The sequence below is a fragment of the Pseudomonas sp. Irchel 3H9 genome (genome assembly GCF_900187495.1).
Classification (GTDB): domain Bacteria; phylum Pseudomonadota; class Gammaproteobacteria; order Pseudomonadales; family Pseudomonadaceae; genus Aquipseudomonas; species Aquipseudomonas sivasensis.
In genome coordinates, this window is record NZ_FYDK01000003.1 from 686,546 (window position 1) to 703,939 (window position 17,394).

General features: G+C 60.0%; 18 protein-coding genes. 13 read left to right on the plus strand and 5 right to left on the minus strand.

The genetic code is table 11. The features are described 5' to 3' along the window. Nucleotides 1–9 precede the first annotated feature (9 nt). The 4 genes from CKW32_RS14925 to CKW32_RS14940 all read left to right on the plus strand — a co-directional run bounded on the left by CKW32_RS14925 (nucleotide 10) and on the right by CKW32_RS14940 (nucleotide 5,030). Nucleotides 10–1,308 (plus strand): cytochrome c, encoded by a 1,299-nt coding sequence (locus tag CKW32_RS14925; RefSeq protein WP_095185289.1) that lies wholly within the window; start codon nucleotides 10–12, stop codon nucleotides 1,306–1,308. 70 nt (nucleotides 1,309–1,378) lie between these two features. Continuing rightward, a complete protein-coding gene (locus tag CKW32_RS14930; protein ID WP_095185290.1) occupies nucleotides 1,379–2,437 on the plus strand; it encodes a PA0069 family radical SAM protein in 1,059 nt (352 codons plus the stop codon). A gap of 228 nt (nucleotides 2,438–2,665) precedes the next feature. Next, nucleotides 2,666–3,397 (plus strand): carbonic anhydrase, encoded by a 732-nt coding sequence (locus CKW32_RS14935; protein WP_095185291.1) that lies wholly within the window; start codon nucleotides 2,666–2,668, stop codon nucleotides 3,395–3,397. An 85-nt stretch (nucleotides 3,398–3,482) separates the two neighbouring features. Next, nucleotides 3,483–5,030: a SulP family inorganic anion transporter gene (locus CKW32_RS14940; RefSeq protein WP_095185292.1), complete on the plus strand. Its 1,548-nt coding sequence runs from the start codon at nucleotides 3,483–3,485 to the stop codon at nucleotides 5,028–5,030. 129 nt (nucleotides 5,031–5,159) lie between these two features. Here CKW32_RS14940 and CKW32_RS14945 read toward each other — a convergent pair whose 3' ends face one another. Beyond that, entirely contained in the window at nucleotides 5,160–5,807 is a 648-nt protein-coding gene (locus CKW32_RS14945) for a hypothetical protein (protein WP_095185293.1), read from the minus strand. A 368-nt stretch (nucleotides 5,808–6,175) separates the two neighbouring features. Here CKW32_RS14945 and coxB point away from each other — a divergent pair, with 368 nt between their 5' ends. From coxB to CKW32_RS14965, 4 genes are all read left to right on the plus strand, one after another. Next, nucleotides 6,176–7,303, plus strand: coding sequence for a cytochrome c oxidase subunit II (gene coxB / locus CKW32_RS14950; protein WP_032885077.1), 1,128 nt, complete (start codon nucleotides 6,176–6,178; stop codon nucleotides 7,301–7,303). 58 nt (nucleotides 7,304–7,361) lie between these two features. After that, on the plus strand, nucleotides 7,362–8,951 hold the full coding sequence (gene ctaD, locus CKW32_RS14955) for a cytochrome c oxidase subunit I (protein ID WP_032885076.1): 1,590 nt from the start codon (nucleotides 7,362–7,364) through the stop codon (nucleotides 8,949–8,951). A gap of 75 nt (nucleotides 8,952–9,026) precedes the next feature. Beyond that, nucleotides 9,027–9,578, plus strand: a complete 552-nt coding sequence (locus CKW32_RS14960; RefSeq protein WP_032885075.1) for a cytochrome c oxidase assembly protein — start codon at nucleotides 9,027–9,029, stop codon at nucleotides 9,576–9,578. Nucleotides 9,579–9,613: 35 nt separating this feature from the next. Further along, nucleotides 9,614–10,501 carry a cytochrome c oxidase subunit 3 gene (locus tag CKW32_RS14965; protein ID WP_095185294.1) on the plus strand — a complete coding sequence of 296 codons (888 nt, stop codon included), beginning with the start codon at nucleotides 9,614–9,616 and terminating at the stop codon, nucleotides 10,499–10,501. A 6-nt stretch (nucleotides 10,502–10,507) separates the two neighbouring features. On the opposite strand, the gene CKW32_RS14970 is transcribed toward CKW32_RS14965, so the two are convergent. Further along, on the minus strand, nucleotides 10,508–10,711 hold the full coding sequence (locus CKW32_RS14970; RefSeq protein WP_032885073.1) for a twin transmembrane helix small protein: 204 nt from the start codon (nucleotides 10,709–10,711) through the stop codon (nucleotides 10,508–10,510). A gap of 47 nt (nucleotides 10,712–10,758) precedes the next feature. Here CKW32_RS14970 and CKW32_RS14975 point away from each other — a divergent pair, with 47 nt between their 5' ends. The 5 genes from CKW32_RS14975 to CKW32_RS14995 are packed head-to-tail and all read left to right on the plus strand — an operon-like array spanning nucleotide 10,759 to nucleotide 14,682. Next, on the plus strand, nucleotides 10,759–11,523 hold the full coding sequence (locus CKW32_RS14975; protein ID WP_095185321.1) for an SURF1 family protein: 765 nt from the start codon (nucleotides 10,759–10,761) through the stop codon (nucleotides 11,521–11,523). Next, complete coding sequence (locus CKW32_RS14980; protein WP_032885072.1) at nucleotides 11,489–12,073, plus strand: hypothetical protein; 585 nt, start codon at nucleotides 11,489–11,491, stop codon at nucleotides 12,071–12,073. The genes CKW32_RS14975 and CKW32_RS14980 overlap by 35 nt, the downstream gene beginning before the upstream one ends. A gap of 10 nt (nucleotides 12,074–12,083) precedes the next feature. Further along, on the plus strand, nucleotides 12,084–13,163 hold the full coding sequence (locus CKW32_RS14985; RefSeq protein WP_095185295.1) for a heme A synthase: 1,080 nt from the start codon (nucleotides 12,084–12,086) through the stop codon (nucleotides 13,161–13,163). Further along, nucleotides 13,151–14,050 carry a heme o synthase gene (cyoE, locus tag CKW32_RS14990; RefSeq protein ID WP_032885070.1) on the plus strand — a complete coding sequence of 300 codons (900 nt, stop codon included), beginning with the start codon at nucleotides 13,151–13,153 and terminating at the stop codon, nucleotides 14,048–14,050. The genes CKW32_RS14985 and cyoE overlap by 13 nt, the downstream gene beginning before the upstream one ends. Then, a complete protein-coding gene (locus tag CKW32_RS14995; RefSeq protein ID WP_095185296.1) occupies nucleotides 14,047–14,682 on the plus strand; it encodes an SCO family protein in 636 nt (211 codons plus the stop codon). The genes cyoE and CKW32_RS14995 overlap by 4 nt, the downstream gene beginning before the upstream one ends. Before the next feature lie 142 nt (nucleotides 14,683–14,824). On the opposite strand, the gene CKW32_RS15000 is transcribed toward CKW32_RS14995, so the two are convergent. The 3 genes from CKW32_RS15000 to CKW32_RS15010 are packed head-to-tail and all read right to left on the minus strand — an operon-like array spanning nucleotide 14,825 to nucleotide 17,328. Next, nucleotides 14,825–15,595 carry a MetQ/NlpA family ABC transporter substrate-binding protein gene (locus CKW32_RS15000; protein WP_032885066.1) on the minus strand — a complete coding sequence of 257 codons (771 nt, stop codon included), beginning with the start codon at nucleotides 15,593–15,595 and terminating at the stop codon, nucleotides 14,825–14,827. Between the two features lie 51 nt (nucleotides 15,596–15,646). Then, nucleotides 15,647–16,321: a methionine ABC transporter permease gene (locus tag CKW32_RS15005; RefSeq protein ID WP_032885064.1), complete on the minus strand. Its 675-nt coding sequence runs from the start codon at nucleotides 16,319–16,321 to the stop codon at nucleotides 15,647–15,649. Beyond that, nucleotides 16,321–17,328, minus strand: a complete 1,008-nt coding sequence (locus CKW32_RS15010) for a methionine ABC transporter ATP-binding protein (protein WP_095185297.1) — start codon at nucleotides 17,326–17,328, stop codon at nucleotides 16,321–16,323. The genes CKW32_RS15005 and CKW32_RS15010 overlap by 1 nt, the downstream gene beginning before the upstream one ends. Nucleotides 17,329–17,394 lie beyond the last annotated feature (66 nt).

The window sequence follows — 17,394 nt, forward strand, 5'->3', positions numbered from 1 at the left end:
GCGATGACCATGAAAGCACTTGTTATCGCCACGTTTGCGCTGCTCAGCAGTTGCTCGATAAGCGCCGCCGAAACCGACCTGGTCAGACAAGGCGAATACCTGGCCCGCGCCGGTGACTGCGTGGCTTGCCACACCGCCAAGGGCGGCAAACCCTTCGCAGGCGGGCTGCCTATGGAAACCCCGATTGGCGTGATCTACTCCACCAACATCACCCCGGACAAGACCGGCCTTGGCGACTATAGCTTCGAAGACTTCGACAAGGCCGTGCGCCATGGCGTCGCCAAGAGCGGTAGTACGCTTTACCCAGCGATGCCGTACCCGTCTTACGCGCGTGTCAGCGACAGCGATATGCAGGCGTTGTACGCGTACTTCATGAAGGGCGTGGAGCCCGTCGCCCAAGCAAATAAGGACAGCGACATTCCCTGGCCCTTGAGCATGCGTTGGCCGTTGGCGGCGTGGCGTTGGATGTTTGCCCCTGAAGTGGCTGACACACCAGCGGTAGCAGGTGCCGACCCGGTGACAAGTCGTGGCGCTTACCTAGTGGAAGGCCTCGGTCACTGCGGCGCGTGCCACACCCCCCGTGCGTTGACCATGCAGGAAAAAGCCCTGAGTGCCACAGATGGCGATGCCTTCCTGTCCGGCAGCGCGCCGTTGGAAGGTTGGATCGCCAAGAGCCTGCGCGGCGACCACAAGGACGGCCTTGGCAGTTGGAGCGAGGAGCAACTGGTGCAATTCCTCAAGACCGGTCGCAGTGATCGCAGCGCGGTGTTTGGTGGTATGAGCGACGTTGTAGTCCACAGCATGCAGTACATGTCGGAAGACGATTTGACCGCTATCGCCCGTTACCTCAAGAGCCTGCCTGCAGTCGATCCCAAGGACCAGCCGCATGTGTACGACAAGCAGGTAGCGCAGGCGCTGTGGAAAGGCGATGACAGCCAGCCGGGTGCGTCGGTGTACATCGACAACTGTGCGGCCTGCCACCGCACCGACGGCCATGGCTATACACGCGTGTTCCCGGCGCTGGCGGGCAACCCGGTATTGCAGACGGCGGATGCCACCTCGCTGATCAACATCGTGTTGAACGGCGGCACCTTGCCGGCCACTCACGCGGCGCCATCGACCTTCACCATGCCGGCATTTGCCTGGCGCCTGTCGGACCAGGAAGTGGCGGACGTAGTCAGTTTCATCCGTGGCAGTTGGGGCAATAAAGGTGCGCCGGTGAAAGCCAGCGACGTGGCTGATATGCGTAAAAACGATATGCGCACCACCTCGGGCGATGACCTGGGGCAGGTCACACAAAAACACTGACCGCCAAACGGCACTGGTCAGAAACGTCGCGCCTCGATACTGTATATAAAAACAGTATCGAGGCGTATTCATGTCTACTCCGTTGCCGCCCCGTGGCCGGGGCACGGCCACTAACCTGCACAACCGCTTTGCGCCTTCGGTCAGCGTGGCCGAGGACGATGGCTGGTATCAGGAAGTACCGCCGACCCAAGGCACCGAGGTGCGTATTGAGACGGCTAAAACCATCATCACCCGCAACAACTCACCGGACCTGCCGTTTGATCGCTCGATCAACCCGTATCGCGGTTGCGAGCATGGCTGCATCTACTGCTATGCGCGGCCCAGCCACGCCTATTGGGACATGTCACCGGGGCTGGATTTCGAGACCAAGCTGATCGCCAAGAGCAATGCGGCCGACGTGCTGGAGCAGCAGCTGTCCAAGCCGGGCTATGTGTGTGCGCCGATCAACCTGGGTTCCAACACCGATCCGTACCAGCCCATCGAGCGTGAATACAAGATCACGCGTCAGACCCTCGAAGTGCTGCTGCGCTACCGACATCCGGTGACCATCATTACCAAAGGTTCGCTGATCCTGCGTGACCTCGACCTGCTCACCGAGTTGGCCCGCCAGCGTCTGGTGGCGGTGATGATCAGCCTCACCAGTCTGGACGACGAGCTCAAGCGCATCCTGGAGCCGCGCACGGCAGCGCCTAAGGCGCGGTTGCGAGCGATCCGTGTGATGCGAGAGGCGGGGATTCCCGTGGGTGTGTTGTGCTCGCCGATGATTCCGATGATCAACGACAGTGAGTTGGAGAGCCTGCTGACCGAGGCGCACGCCGCCGGTGCGCAGAGCGCAGCGTACATGATGCTGCGCCTGCCCCTGGAAGTGGCGCCGTTGTTCGAAGAGTGGCTGACGGCGCATTACCCGCAGCGTGCGGCTCACGTAATGAGTCTGGTGCGGCAGGTGCGAGGTGGCGAGGTGTATGACAGCCGCTTCGGTGTGCGCATGCGGGGCGAAGGACCTTTTGCTGATTTGTTGGCCCAGCGTTTCAGCAAGGCGATCAAACGCCTGGGGCTCAATCGCCGTGAAGGATTCAATCTGGATTGCACGGCGTTCTGTCCGCCGGGCAGACAGATGGCATTGTTGTAGACTTATCAGGAAGAACGCACCTTTCTTGTAGGAATAGTCGCGTTTTGACATCACTGAAACCCGCGATCTAGAGCGGTTCATTCAGTTTGAGTTAAGTTTCGGCGGTTACCTTGCTCAGCGAGTGACTGATGAGTCGACACCCGGGTTATTGGAGTTTTACAACTATTCCACTGGCCGGGCGTCGAACTGTCCTGAACACGCCCCCTGCACTAATCAAGAGGATGAATCATGAGTGATAAGGATAAACAGCCGTTGGCTGCGTCGGCTTCAGCCTCTCAAATGGCGGAGTCCGCCGATGCAGCGCTAAAGCATATCGTTGACGGTTTTTTGCATTTCCATCACGACGTCTTCCCCCAGCAGGAAGAACTCTTCAAGAAACTCGCCACGGCCCAGAGCCCGCGAGCGATGTTCATCACCTGCGCCGACTCGCGAATCGTCCCCGAGCTGATCACCCAAAGCTCGCCTGGCGACCTGTTCGTGACCCGTAACGTAGGCAACGTAGTGCCGCCCTACGGCCAAATGAACGGTGGTGTTTCCACGGCCATCGAGTACGCGGTACTTGCCCTCGGTGTGCAGCACATCATCGTGTGCGGACACTCCGATTGCGGCGCCATGCGGGCGGTACTCAACCCCGACAGCCTGGAGAAAATGCCGACGGTAAAAGCCTGGTTGCGGCATGCCGAGGTCGCCAAGACCATGGTCCATGACAACTGCGATTGCGCCAGCGAAGGCGAGAGCATGAAGGTGCTCACCGAAGAAAACGTCATCGCCCAGTTGCAACATTTGCGCACCCACCCTTCCGTGGCTTCGCGTATGGCTAATGGTCAGCTGTTCATCCACGGTTGGATCTACAACATCGAGACCAGCGAAATCCGCGCCTACGATGCCGACCAGTCGGCGTTCCGACCGTTGGGCGGTGACGGGCCGATCCCTTCAGCGACGCCTAAAGCGCGCTTCTAAAACACTTCCCTGCCGGGTAATGCGGTGGCTGCCATGGATGCAGCCAGGCTTTACCGCGCCCGGCGAATGCCTCGGGAGAGTCATCATGCGTGCTGCTCAATTGAAAGCTGTATTGCCACGGGAGCTGCTCGCCTCGGTGGTTGTGTTTCTGGTCGCCCTGCCGCTGTGCATGGGGATCGCGATTGCGTCCGGCATGCCGCCGGCCAAGGGCCTGATCACCGGGATTATCGGTGGCCTGGTGGTGGGGTGGCTGGCGGGGTCGCCGCTGCAGGTCAGCGGTCCGGCGGCGGGTCTGGCTGTGCTGGTGTTTGAATTGGTGCGCCAGCACGGCATGTTGATGCTGGGCCCGATCCTGCTGCTGGCGGGCTTTCTGCAACTGGTGGCCGGACGTTTGCGCCTGGGCTGCTGGTTCCGCGTGACAGCGCCCGCAGTGGTGTACGGCATGCTGGCGGGCATTGGCGTGTTGATTGTGCTGTCGCAGATTCATGTGATGCTCGACGGTGCGCCCAAGCCTTCGGGGCTGGACAACCTGGCGGGTTTCCCGGCTGCACTGGCTGAAGCCATACCGACCCTTGGCGGAGGTCTTGGCTGGCAAGCGGGTTTGCTTGGGCTGTCGACGATGCTGGTGATGTACCTGTGGGATAAATTCCGTCCGCAACCGCTGCGGTTTGTGCCGGGCGCTTTGCTTGGCGTCGGCCTGGCTACGGTCACCAGCCTGGTGCTGGCGTTGCAGGTCAAACGCGTGGAAGTCCCGGAAAACCTGGCTGACGCCATCGACTGGCTGCGCCCCAGCGACCTGCTGAACCTGGCCGATCCTCAACTGCTGATCGCTGCTTTCGCAGTGGCATTTATCGCCAGCGCCGAAACCCTGCTTTCCGCCGCGGCTGTCGACCGCATGCATAATGGCCAGCGTTCCGATTTCGACAAAGAGCTGTCCGCCCAAGGTGTCGGCAACATGCTCTGCGGCCTGGTCGGTGCTTTGCCGATGACCGGCGTGATCGTACGCAGCTCAGCCAACGTCCAGGCGGGTGCAACCACTCGTCTGTCTGCCATGTTCCATGGCGTGTGGTTGCTGGGTTTCGTGTTGCTGTTGTCGAGCGTGCTGCAAAGCATTCCGGTGGCGAGCCTGGCCGGCGTGTTGGTGTACACCGGGATCAAGCTGGTAGACGTCAAGGCGTTCAAGGCCTTGGGGCGCTACGGGCGGATGCCGATGTTTACCTATGCGGCCACGGCCTTGGCGATCATCTTTACTGACCTGCTGACGGGTGTGCTGGTGGGCTTTGGCCTCACGTTGGTCAAACTGGCGCTCAAGGCGTCCCGGCTGAAAGTCAGCCTGATTGACCTGCCTCAGGATGGAGAGATGGAGCTACGGCTGACCGGAGCGGCGACCTTTCTCAAAGTGCCTGCGCTGACCCAAGTGCTGTCGACGATACCTGCGGGGACCACGGTGCATGTGCCGCTCAACAACCTCAGCTATATCGACCATTCCTGCCTGGAGTTACTGGAAGAATGGGGTCGGGCGAATGCGGCTAAGGGCTCGAAGTTGGTCATTGAGGCGCGCGGGTTGAAGCGACGGCTCGAAGGCCGGGTTAGGACGACGACGGGAATCGGCTCGGCGCCATCAATCGGCTGATGAAGCCGGATCAAAATGTGGGAGGGGGCTTGTTCCCGATAGCAGAGTGTCAGTCTAAGCATATGTGACTGAGCCACCGCTATCGGGAGCAAGCCCCCTCCCACATTTTTTCTGCGTCTACCTCAGGATTCAGGCGGGTTGATCCAGCGCCAATTCAACCCCCAGTTGCCGAGACAGGCACGGCCAGCGCTTCCACGCGGCGTCTGTGTCAGGGCTTTTCAACTGCTCGCGGTACGCCTCGACGGACTCCAGCGCAAAGCTGTCTTCGTTGAGCATCTCATCCACCGCCAGGTGGACGGCTTCATCCAGTTGGTTGGCAAACGCTTCGCCGATCAACTGATGGGCAATCAAGTTAGCCACGGTGGTATCCGCCGGAATCAACGGCCGACCGAAGTGCTTGATATACAGATCGTTTACTTCCTCCACCAGACGATGAGCCAGGTAGGCCTCGTCCAGCAGCCCGTCCAGGCCTTCGTGGCCTGCCAGAATAGCTGGCGGTTGCAGGAAGAAATGCTCGGCAATCTTCAGCACCGGCTTGATCTGGCTTTCGATACCGGCCTCGCGGGCAACTTCATTGGCCGCGTCGAGCAAATCCGGGACCAAGTCGATGTAGGCGGTGACAAAGCGCGCCATGACAACGTTGCGATCACCTTCAGCCAGAGCGATGGCCGAATGCAGGTGCGGCAATTGTTTTTCCAGTTGCTGGGCAAGCTGGCCCGTAGTGGCTTCGTGTTGATGGGCACGGGAAATCTGCTCGCGCAATGCGGCGGTGTTCATGAAGGCTCCAGTGATGCAGGCGTAGGAAAAGGGAGAGGTTAAGTTAGCTCGTTTATACGAGCGCCTAAGACGCATTTGTCATAATTATTTCATGGTTATGCGCAGGCGTTATATTGAATTGCCATCGTTCGTCGGAAAATCGATTCCGCTCCCGGTTTCATTGGCTCCGGCCGTGCCATTTTGCCTCATTTGTCCCTACACATTGCGGGGTTGCATACCCTGTCTATACTCGGATTTGTACGCGATTAGCTGATGACGCCAGACTGCATAAGCAGGCAAGGCTAAGCGGTTGTAAGCAGTATGGAAGCCGCTCCCTTCGACGCAGGTGCAAACCGGCGGGATAACAAGAACGATAAGGGGAACCCGCAATGATGCGACATCCACACGTTTGGATGGGCCTCCTGTTGTGGTCAGTATTCGGCCAGGCGCACGCCGCCTGGACAACGAATATGGCGCCAGGTGCAACGGAAGTCAGTCACGCTGTGTTCGATCTGCACATGACCATTTTCTGGATCTGTGTGGTGATCGGCATCATCGTGTTTGGCGCCATGTTTTGGTCGATGATGGTCCACCGGCGCTCCACCGGCCAGGTCGCAGCCAAGTTCCACGAGAGCACCACCGTGGAAATCCTCTGGACCGTCGTGCCCTTGCTGATCCTGATCGCGATGGCTATTCCCGCAACCAAGACCTTGATCAACATCTACGACAGCAGTGAGTCGGATATCGATATCCAGGTCACTGGCTACCAGTGGAAGTGGCATTACAAATACCTGGGCCAGGATGTGGAGTTCTTCAGCAACCTGGCCACACCCGCCGAGCAGATCCATAACCAGGCCACCAAGGGCGAGCACTATCTGCTGGAAGTCGACCAGCCGTTGGTGCTGCCGGTGGGCGCCAAAGTGCGCTTTCTGGTTACCGCCGCTGACGTGATCCACTCTTGGTGGGTGCCGGCTTTTGCGGTCAAGCGCGACGCTATTCCCGGCTTCGTCAACGAGGCCTGGACTCGGGTCGAGAAGCCCGGCATCTACCGTGGGCAATGCGCCGAATTGTGCGGTAAAGACCACGGTTTCATGCCCATCGTCGTCGAGGTCAAATCCAAGGCTGACTACGAAACCTGGCTGGGTGAACGCAAGGCCGAGGCCGCCAAGCTCAAGGAACTGACCTCCAAAGAGTGGACCCTTGAAGAGTTGGTGGCCCGTGGTGACAAGGTTTATCACACCACCTGCGTGGCCTGTCACCAGGCAGAGGGCCAGGGCCTGCCGCCGATGTTCCCGGCGCTCAAGGGCTCGAAAATCGCTACCGGACCGGCCGCCGACCACCTGAGCATCGTCTATCACGGCAAGCCGGGCACTGCGATGGCCGCGTTCGGCAAGCAGCTCTCGGAAGTGGATATCGCCGCCGTGGTGACCTACGAGCGCAACGCCTGGGGCAACAACAAAGGCGACATGGTCACGCCAAAAGACGTGCTGGCCATCAAACAGGCGGAAAGCAAATGACAGCCCTCATTACATTTGCGCCGCCCCGCCCCGCCCATTCGTTTGCAGGAGAACGGCCATGAGCGCTGTGATCGATGACCATGGACACACCAGTGACCATGCCCACGGCCCCGCCAAGGGGTTGATGCGTTGGGTGCTGACCACCAACCACAAAGACATCGGCACGATGTACCTGTGGTTCGCCTTCACGATGTTCCTGCTGGGCGGTTCGTTCGCCATGGTGATCCGTGCCGAACTGTTCCAGCCCGGGTTGCAGATCGTCGAACCGGCATTTTTCAACCAGATGACCACCATGCACGGCCTGATCATGGTGTTCGGCGCGGTGATGCCGGCATTTGTCGGCCTGGCCAACTGGATGATCCCGCTGATGATCGGCGCGCCCGACATGGCCTTGCCGCGTATGAACAACTTCAGCTTCTGGCTGTTGCCAGCGGCTTTCCTGTTGCTGGTCTCGACGCTGTTCACCCCTGGCGGCGGACCGAACTTCGGCTGGACCTTCTACGCCCCGCTCTCCACCACCTACGCGCCGGAAAGCGTGACGTTCTTCATTTTCGCCATCCACCTGATGGGCATCAGTTCGATCATGGGCGCGATCAACGTGGTCGCTACCATCCTCAACCTGCGCGCGCCGGGCATGACGTTGATGAAGATGCCGCTGTTCGTGTGGACCTGGCTGATTACCGCTTTCCTGCTGATTGCGGTGATGCCGGTGCTGGCTGGTTGCGTGACCATGATGCTGATGGACATTCACTTCGGCACGAGCTTCTTTAGTGCGGCTGGCGGTGGTGATCCGGTGCTGTTCCAGCACGTGTTCTGGTTCTTTGGTCATCCGGAGGTGTACATCATGATCCTGCCGGCCTTCGGCGCCGTCAGTTCGATCATTCCGACCTTCTCGCGCAAGCCGCTGTTCGGCTACACCTCAATGGTTTACGCCACGGCAAGCATCGCGTTCCTGTCGTTTATCGTGTGGGCGCACCACATGTTCGTGGTCGGTATCCCGCTGGTGGGCGAATTGTTCTTCATGTACGCCACGTTGCTGATCGCCGTGCCGACCGGGGTAAAGGTGTTCAACTGGGTCAGCACCATGTGGCAAGGCTCGCTGACGTTCGAGACGCCGATGTTGTTTGCGGTGGCCTTCGTGATCCTGTTCACCATCGGCGGCTTCTCCGGGTTGATGCTGGCGATTGCCCCGGCTGATTTCCAGTACCACGACACCTACTTTGTGGTGGCGCACTTCCATTACGTACTGGTGCCCGGCGCGATCTTTGGGATCTTCGCGTCGGCCTACTACTGGTTGCCGAAATGGACCGGCCACATGTACGACGAAACCCTGGGCAAGCTGCACTTCTGGCTGTCTTTCGTGGGCATGAACATGGCGTTCTTCCCGATGCACTTTGTGGGGCTGGCCGGTATGCCGCGTCGGGTGCCGGACTACAACCTGCAGTTCGCCGACTTCAACATGGTCTCGTCGATTGGCGCGTTTATGTTTGGCGCCACGCAGATCTTCTTTTTGTTCATCGTGATCAAGTGCATTCGAGGTGGCCCGCCGGCGCCGGCCAAACCGTGGGATGGCGCTGAAGGCCTGGAGTGGAGCATTCCTTCGCCTGCGCCGTACCACACGTTCACCACGCCGCCGGAGGTCAAATGAACCGGTTGCCACACAGCAACGGTGAGGGCGGCAAGCCCCCTCACGCATTGATCGCATTCGCTTCAGGGGTGTGTCATGGCTGAATCCCTGCCCCTCAAACGGTTGGTCACTCGCCTGCTGGTCATGGTCGTGGCGATGTTCGCCTTTGGTTTCGCCCTGGTGCCGATCTACGACGTGATGTGCAAGGCGTTTGGCATCAACGGCAAGACTGCCGGGCAGTATGAAGGCGAGCAGATCGTCGACCCGACGCGCCAGGTGCGGGTGCAGTTCCTGTCTACAAACGCCATCGACATGGTCTGGGACTTCTACGCCAAGGCGGACGAGGTGGTGGTCAACCCAGGCGCTGTGACCGAGATGCTGTTCGTGGCCCACAACCCCACTGACAAGCCGATGACCGCCCAGGCCGTGCCAAGTATTTCCCCGGCCGAAGCGGCGATGTACTTCCACAAGACCGAGTGTTTTTGCTTCACCCAGCAAGTGCTGCAGCCAGGCCAGCGTATCGAGATGCCCGTGCGTTTCATCGTCGATCGAGACATGCCCAAGGATGTGAAGCATTTGACCCTGGCGTACACGCTATTTGATATCACTGCGCGCCAACCGCCCGTGGCTTTGCATACCGGCGGCTAGCTACTGTTTGCCCCCTCAATCGGGAGAGTGAATACATGTCGAATCATGATACGTACTACGTACCGGCACAAAGCAAGTGGCCCATAATTGCCACGTTTGGCCTGCTGATCACCGTGTATGGCCTGGGCGTGTGGTTCAACGATCTCAAGGCCGCTCGCCCGGAATCCCACGGCCCGTGGATCTTTTTCGTTGGTGGGCTACTGCTGGCCTATATGTTGTTCGGCTGGTTCGGTGCGGTGATCAAAGAAAGCCGCGCGGGTTTGTACAGTCCGCAGATGGACCGCTCGTTTCGCTGGGGGATGAGCTGGTTCATCTTTTCCGAAGTGATGTTCTTCATCGCCTTCTTCGGTGCGCTGTTTTATGTGCGGCACATGTCCGCGCCCTGGCTGGCCGGTGAAGGCTCAAAGGGCGTCGCGCACATGCTGTGGCCGAATTTCGAATTTGCCTGGCCATTGCTCAACAACCCTGACCCGAAACTCTATCCCGCCCCCGAGGGCACCATCAGCCCGTGGGGCTTGCCGCTGGTCAACACCATCCTGCTGGTGAGCTCCAGCGTGACCATCACCATCGCCCACCATGCCTTGCGCAAGGGCCATCGTGGCGCGCTGAAAATCTGGTTGGCGCTTACCGTGCTGCTGGGCCTGGCGTTTCTCGGGTTCCAGGCCGAGGAATACATCCACGCCTATAAAGAGCTGGGCCTGACGCTGGGCTCCGGTGTGTATGGCGCGACGTTCTTTATGCTCACCGGATTCCACGGTGCCCACGTGACCATCGGCACGATCATTTTGTTTGTGATGCTGATGCGCATCCTGCGTGGCCACTTCAACGCCGAGCACCAGTTTGGTTTCGAGGCAGCCAGTTGGTATTGGCACTTTGTGGATGTGGTGTGGATCGGGCTTTTTTTCTTCGTCTACGTACTGTGAGGCGTCTTACCACGGCGCGTGAGAAACCAGCTGGCCGCTGAAAAATCCCCAGGTGATCAGCATGAGGGTGATCACGGCCAGTACGACACGCACGGTCAAGGCAGTGACGAGGCGGTTGGAGTTGCCCTCGTCCTTGACCAGAAAGAACAGGCCACTGAACAGGCTCACAACAGTCGCGATCAGCATCAGGGCAATGGCTGCTTTGAGCATGGTCTGGCTCCTGGATTTTGATGGGCATTGATGAAGAGCGGCGGGCAATGAAAACAAGTATAGCCAGCGCCATAAAACAGTTTCGCCCCGGTATTGCGCCGACATTGGTGGTGTTGGTGCTGCTGCCCTTGATGGTGGGTTTGGGGTGCTGGCAGCTGTCGCGCGGGCATGAAAAGCAGCTGTTGCTCGACAGCTATGCCGAGCGCCGCGCGGCTGAGCCGATGAGCAGTGAACAACTCAACGACACGGCAGATCCGGCGTTTCGCCGTGTGCATCTGCGCGGTCAATTCGACGCCGACCATAGCGTCTTGCTCGACAATCGCATGCGCAATGGCAAGGCCGGTGTCGAGTTGCTGCAACCCTTCCACGATCAGGCCAGCGGCCTGTGGCTACTGCTCAATCGCGGCTGGCTGCCCTGGCCGGACCGCCGCACACCGCCCGCCTTCACCACACCAGAGCAGCCGTTGAATATTGATGCGTGGGTGTACGTCGCCCCTGGCGAAACCTTCCAGCTGCATGCCGACCCCGCAGCCACGCAATGGCCGCGATTACTCACGGCGCTGCATCCCGCAGCGCTTTGGACAGAGTTGGGCCGCAGTGGCTTTGCCTACGAACTGCGCGCTGAAGCCGGCCCCGGTACCTACGAAACGACTTGGCCGGTGGTCGCCATGGGCCCGGAGAAACACCTGGCCTATGCCGTGCAGTGGTTCGCCATGGCGCTGGCGCTGCTGGTTCTTTACCTCTATCTCGGATCGCATAACAAGAAGGAGAAGCCCCATGGGAGCGGCCACGAATCCACTCAACATGTCTGACCTGCCCGATCGGCGCAAAGGCCGTTGGCAACTGCTGCTGATCCTGCTGATGGTGATCGGCCCGATGGTGCTGGCCACGTTTATGTACAAGCTGCAGTTCTGGGTGCCGGACAGCCGCAGTTATCACGGCGAGATGATCGGCAATGGCCAGACCCGCGCCGATATCGGCGTGCAGGCGGATGAACAGCGCTGGCAACTGCTGGTGACTGCGCCCGCCGCCTGCGCCGCCGATTGCCAGCAGTTGGTGTACCTCGCGCGGCAATTGCAGATCGGCCTGGGGCGCGATGCCTCGCGCGCCAGTCACGCGTTGGCCGGTGCGCAACCGGTCGGTGCCGATTACGAAGCCAAGCTGAAAGCCGAATACCCGCAATTGCAGCGCTATCAACTGGACCTTTCGACGTTTAACAAAAACGCTGCCGCGCCGGGCGATGCGCAGCTGTGGATCGTCGATCCCCACGGCAACCTGGTGCTGCGCTACGACGCCAAGGTCAAGGGCAAGGACCTGCTCAACGACCTGCGCCACCTGCTGAAATTGTCGAACATCGGATAAGGGCATCGTCATGGCCAAACCTGGATTTCGCCTCGCGTTGTTTGCCACCTTGCTGGCGCTGATCGTCGTGCTGCTCGGCGCCTATACCCGCCTGACTCATGCCGGCCTCGGTTGCCCGGACTGGCCGGGTTGTTATGGTTTTATCAGCGTGCCGCAAAGTGAAGCCCAGTTGGCCCATGCCGAATTGCATTTTCCTGACACGCCGGTGGAGGCCGACAAAGGCTGGGCCGAAATGACCCATCGCTACTTCGCTGGCACTCTGGGTCTTTTGATTGTGTTGTTGGCGGCGCGCTCTTGGAGTCATCGGCGTGACCCAGGCCAGCCGGTCAAGTTGCCGTTGTTTCTGCTGGCGGTGGTGTTTGCCCAGGCGGCGTTTGGGATGTGGACGGTGACCTTGAAGCTGTGGCCGCAGGTGGTGACAGGGCATCTGCTTGGCGGCTTTGCCACCTTGAGTTTGCTGTTTTTGCTGACCTTGCGCCTGTCCGGTGTACTGCCCGCGCTAATCGTGCCCAAGCGCCTGCAATATTGGGCGACGGCTGGTTTGGTGCTGGTGATCGGACAGATTGCGCTCGGTGGTTGGGTCAGCTCCAATTACGCGGCCGTAGCCTGTGTCGACTTGCCCACCTGCCATGGACAATGGTGGCCGGCGGCAGACTTTGCCAATGGCTTTCACCTGACCCAACACATCGGCCCAAATTATTTGGGCGGCCAGCTCGACAGCGAGGCGCGCACGGCCATTCACCTGACCCATCGTATCGGCGCAGTACTCGTGACCCTGGTCCTGCTCGGCCTGGCCTGGCAACTGCGCGCGGTGGGCATGACGCGTCTGTCGGGCTTGTTGCTGATCGCCCTCGGCGTGCAAATCTGCCTGGGGTTGAGCAATGTGATGTTCGGCCTGCCGCTGGCGGTAGCGGTCGGGCATAACGCGGGCGGTGCCGGGTTGCTGCTGACCCTGGTGCTGGTCAATTACCACGCCCGCACCAGCCTGGTTCGGGTGCGCAATCAGTTGCCGTTCGGCTGGCGCTTCATCCCGCGCAAACACGTATCAGGCCTCATCACCCTTAAAGGAGAGATGCCATGGCGACCTTGATCGGCGCGCGTCACGATCAGGCGATCTGGCGTGACTATCTAGAGCTGACCAAGCCGAAAGTAGTGGTGCTGATGCTCATCACGTCCCTGGTGGGAATGTTCCTCGCCACCCGCGCGGGCGTGCCGTGGACGGTGCTGATTTTTGGCAACTTGGGCATTGCCCTGTGCGCGGGCGGCGCGGCGGCCGTCAACCATGTTGTGGATCGGCGGATCGATGCGGTGATGGCACGCACTCACAAGCGGCCCCTGGCGGAGGGTCGCGTGTCGCCGGTTGCGGCGCTGGCCTTTGCATTGTTTTTGGCTGTTGCAGGGCTGGGCCTGTTGCTGGCGTTCACCAATGCCCTGGCGGCGTGGCTGACCTTGGCCTCGCTGCTCGGCTACGCCGTGATCTACACCGGATTCCTAAAGCGCGCGACGCCGCAGAATATTGTCATCGGCGGGTTGGCTGGCGCTGCACCGCCGCTGTTGGGTTGGGTCGCCGTCACCGGTCACATCAGCGCTGAACCGCTGCTGCTGGTGCTGATCATCTTCGCTTGGACCCCGCCGCACTTTTGGGCCCTGGCCATCCACCGCAAAGAGGAATACGCCAAGGCCGACATCCCCATGCTGCCAGTGACCCACGGCGAGCACTACACCAAGGTGCATATCCTGCTCTACACCTTTGCCCTACTGGCGGTGAGCTTGATGCCCTACGTGATCCATATGAGCGGCCCACTGTACCTGGCGTGCGCGCTGGTATTGGGCGCACGCTTTCTGCAATGGGCCTGGGTGTTGTACCGTGGCGGTCGGCCGCACGCGGCGATCAACACCTTCAAGTACTCTATCTGGTACTTGTTCCTGCTGTTTATCGCCCTGCTCGTAGACCACTACCTACTGTTGAACCTATGACTCGAACTCAAAAAACCGTCTTCATCCTGGTGGCCATCGTCGCGTTGATCATGGGCCTGACCGTCAACAAAGTACTTAGCGGAAAAGGCCAGGGCGACCCCACCGCGCTGATCGACGCCGGCATCATCCTGCTGCCGCAAAGCCGTCAGCTACCGCCTGTGACCATGACAAATCAGGACGGCCAGCCGGTGGCGTTCAACGAGTTGAAGGGGAGGTGGAGCCTGTTGTTCTTCGGCTACACGTTCTGCCCGGATATCTGCCCGACCACCCTCGCCCAATTGCGCCAGATCAAAAGCGAACTGCCGAAAGAGGCTGTGGATAAGTTGCAAGTGATCCTGGTCAGCGTCGACCCACATCGCGATACCCCGACTCAGCTCAAGCAGTACTTGGGCTACTTCGATCCGCAGTTTATGGGCCTGACCGGCGCGAATGTGGAGGATGTGCAGAAGGTGTCGAATGCGGTGAGCATCCCGTTTATTCCGGCAGATACCAGCAAGCCGAACTACACCGTCGATCACAGCGGTAACCTGGCGCTCATCGGCCCGGATGGCACGCAGCGTGGGTTTATTCGTTCGCCGTTGAACAACCAGAAATTGGTGGCGCAGTTGCCGGGGTTGTTGCAGCGCAATTAGATGCACCCCAAAACAAATGTGGGAGGTGGCTTGCTCCCGATTGCTGAGTGCCTGTCACTGCATCTGGTGACTGACCCACTGCTATCGGGGGCAAGCCCCCTCCCACATTGTTTGATCTCTGGTGTATTGGAGATCGGGTAGATCAGAACGCCGGCTTGATCGCGCCTTTGTACTTCTCTTCGATGAATTGCTTCACTTCAGGCGTGTGCAGGGCAGCTACCAGCTTCTTCACAGCGTCCGAATCCTTGTTGTCTTCGCGGGTGACCAGGATGTTCACGTAAGGCGAGTCGCTGCCTTCGATCACCAATGCATCCTTGGACGGGTCCAACTTGGCTTCCAAGGCGTAGTTGGTGTTGATCAACGCCAGGTCGACCTGGGTCAGCACGCGCGGCAGGGTGGCGGCTTCCAGTTCGCGGAACTTCAGGTTTTTCGGGTTTTCGGTGATGTCTTTGATGGTCGACAGGATGTTGGTCGAGTCCTTCAATTTGATCACGCCGGCTTTATCCAGCAGCAACAGCGCGCGGCCGCCGTTGGTGGCGTCGTTAGGGATCACTACGTTGGCACCGCTTGGCAGCTCGTCCAGCTTTTTGTACTTGCTGGAGTAGGCGCCCAGAGGCTCCAAATGCACCGCGCCGACACTCACCAGGTGAGTGCCCTTGGCTTTGTTGAATTCATCCAGGTACGGCTGGTGCTGGAAGAAATTAGCGTCCAGGCGTTTTTCCGCTACCTGTACGTTGGGCTGTACGTAGTCGGTGAAGACTTTGACCTGCAGGTCCACGCCTTCTTTGGCGAGGGCAGGTTTCACGAATTCCAGGATTTCCGCGTGGGGTACCGGCGAAGCAGCGACCGTCAGGGTCTCGGCATGGGCGGAAAACGCGGCAACGGCGGCGAAAGCAACCAGTAGTTTTTTCATCCAACAAGCTCCTTGTTCGGGCATGTGCCGGCTTTTGGCCGGCAATGGCCGTTATTTTCGAGAAAAGTGCACCACCAGCCTGTCGCCGACGGTTTGCAGAATTTGCACCAGGATCAACAGCATCACCACGGTGACCACCATCACATCGGTCTGGAAACGCTGGTAACCGAAACGGATCGCCAGGTCGCCCAGGCCGCCAGCGCCGACCACACCGGCCATGGCCGTGTAGGACACCAGCGTAATCGCCGTCACCGTAATCGCCGCGAAGATGCCGGGGCGTGCTTCGGGCAACAGTGCATTGGTGATGATCTGGCGAGTGGTTGCGCCCATGGACTGGGTGGCTTCGATAATGCCGCGGTCCACTTCACGCAAGGCGGTTTCCACCAGACGCGCGAAGAATGGCGTGGCGCCCACCACCAGCGGCGGAATCGCACCGGCCACGCCCAGCGAGGTGCCGGTGATCAGTACGGTGAACGGGATCATCACAATCAGCAGGATGATGAACGGCAGCGAGCGCAGGATATTCACGATCAGCGACAGCAGCGCGTACAGCCCTTTTTGCTCGAACAGCTGGCGCGGGCTGGTCAGGAACAGCAGCACGCCCAACGGCAGGCCCAGTAGCACGGTAAAAAACAGCGAACCGAACAGCATGATCATGGTGTCGCCGGTGGCGAGCCAGATTTCGGACCAGTCGATATTGGCGAAGAAACTCAGGAAGATTTCCATTAGCGCAGCACCTCCATGTGGACGTCTGCGGCGGTGAAGCGGGCAAAGGCCGCTTCCATGTCACCGCCGGTGACCGCGAGGGTCAGTTGCCCATAAGGGATGTCTTTGATGCGGTCGATACGGCCGGCGAGGATGCTGTAGTCCACACCCGTTTCGCGGGCGACGGTGCCCAGCAGCGGCGCGTAGGTTGCGTCGCCCTGGAACGTCAGACGTACGATGCGGCCCGGTACGTGGGCGAAGTCATCGCGCTGCTCGCCTTCGTCGACCTGTTCGGCTTCTTGTACAAAGCGTTTGGTGGTCGGGTGCTTGGGATGCAGGAAAACGGCGGCTACCGAACCTTGCTCGACGATCACGCCGGCGTCCATCACGGCCACCTGGTCGCATACGCGGCGGATCACGTCCATTTCATGGGTGATCAGCACGATGGTCAGCTTCAGCTCGCGGTTGATCTCAGCCAACAGTTGCAGGACCGACGCGGTGGTCTGCGGGTCGAGGGCGCTGGTGGCTTCGTCGCACAGCAAGATCTTTGGCTTGGTCGCCAGGGCGCGGGCGATGCCGACGCGCTGCTTCTGGCCGCCGGACAATTGCGCGGGGTACTTTTTGGCGTGGTCCGACAAGCCGACGCGGGCGAGCAGTTCAGCCACGCGCAGGTCGATGTCTTTACGCGACAGTTCGCCGGCCAGGGTCAGTGGCAATGCCACGTTATCGGCGACGGTCTTGGACGCCAGCAGGTTGAAGTGCTGGAAGATCATCCCGACCTGCTGGCGGAAGCGGCGCAGGCCGTTGGCGTCCAGGGCGGTGACTTCTTCGCCGTCGACCGTGATCTGGCCGCCACTGGGCTCTTCCAGGCGGTTGATCAGGCGCAGCAAGGTGCTTTTACCCGCACCCGAGTGGCCGATCAGGCCAAACACCTGGCCGTTTTCGACGCGCAGGCTGGTGGGGTGCAGTGCGGGGATATCCTTACCGGCAACGCGGTAGGTTTTATGGACGTTTTGAAACTCGATCACGTAGCGAACCTTGTGGGGCGCATTGAAAAGGGATCAGCGGTTAGCCGGGCGCGCATTTTAGCCTGT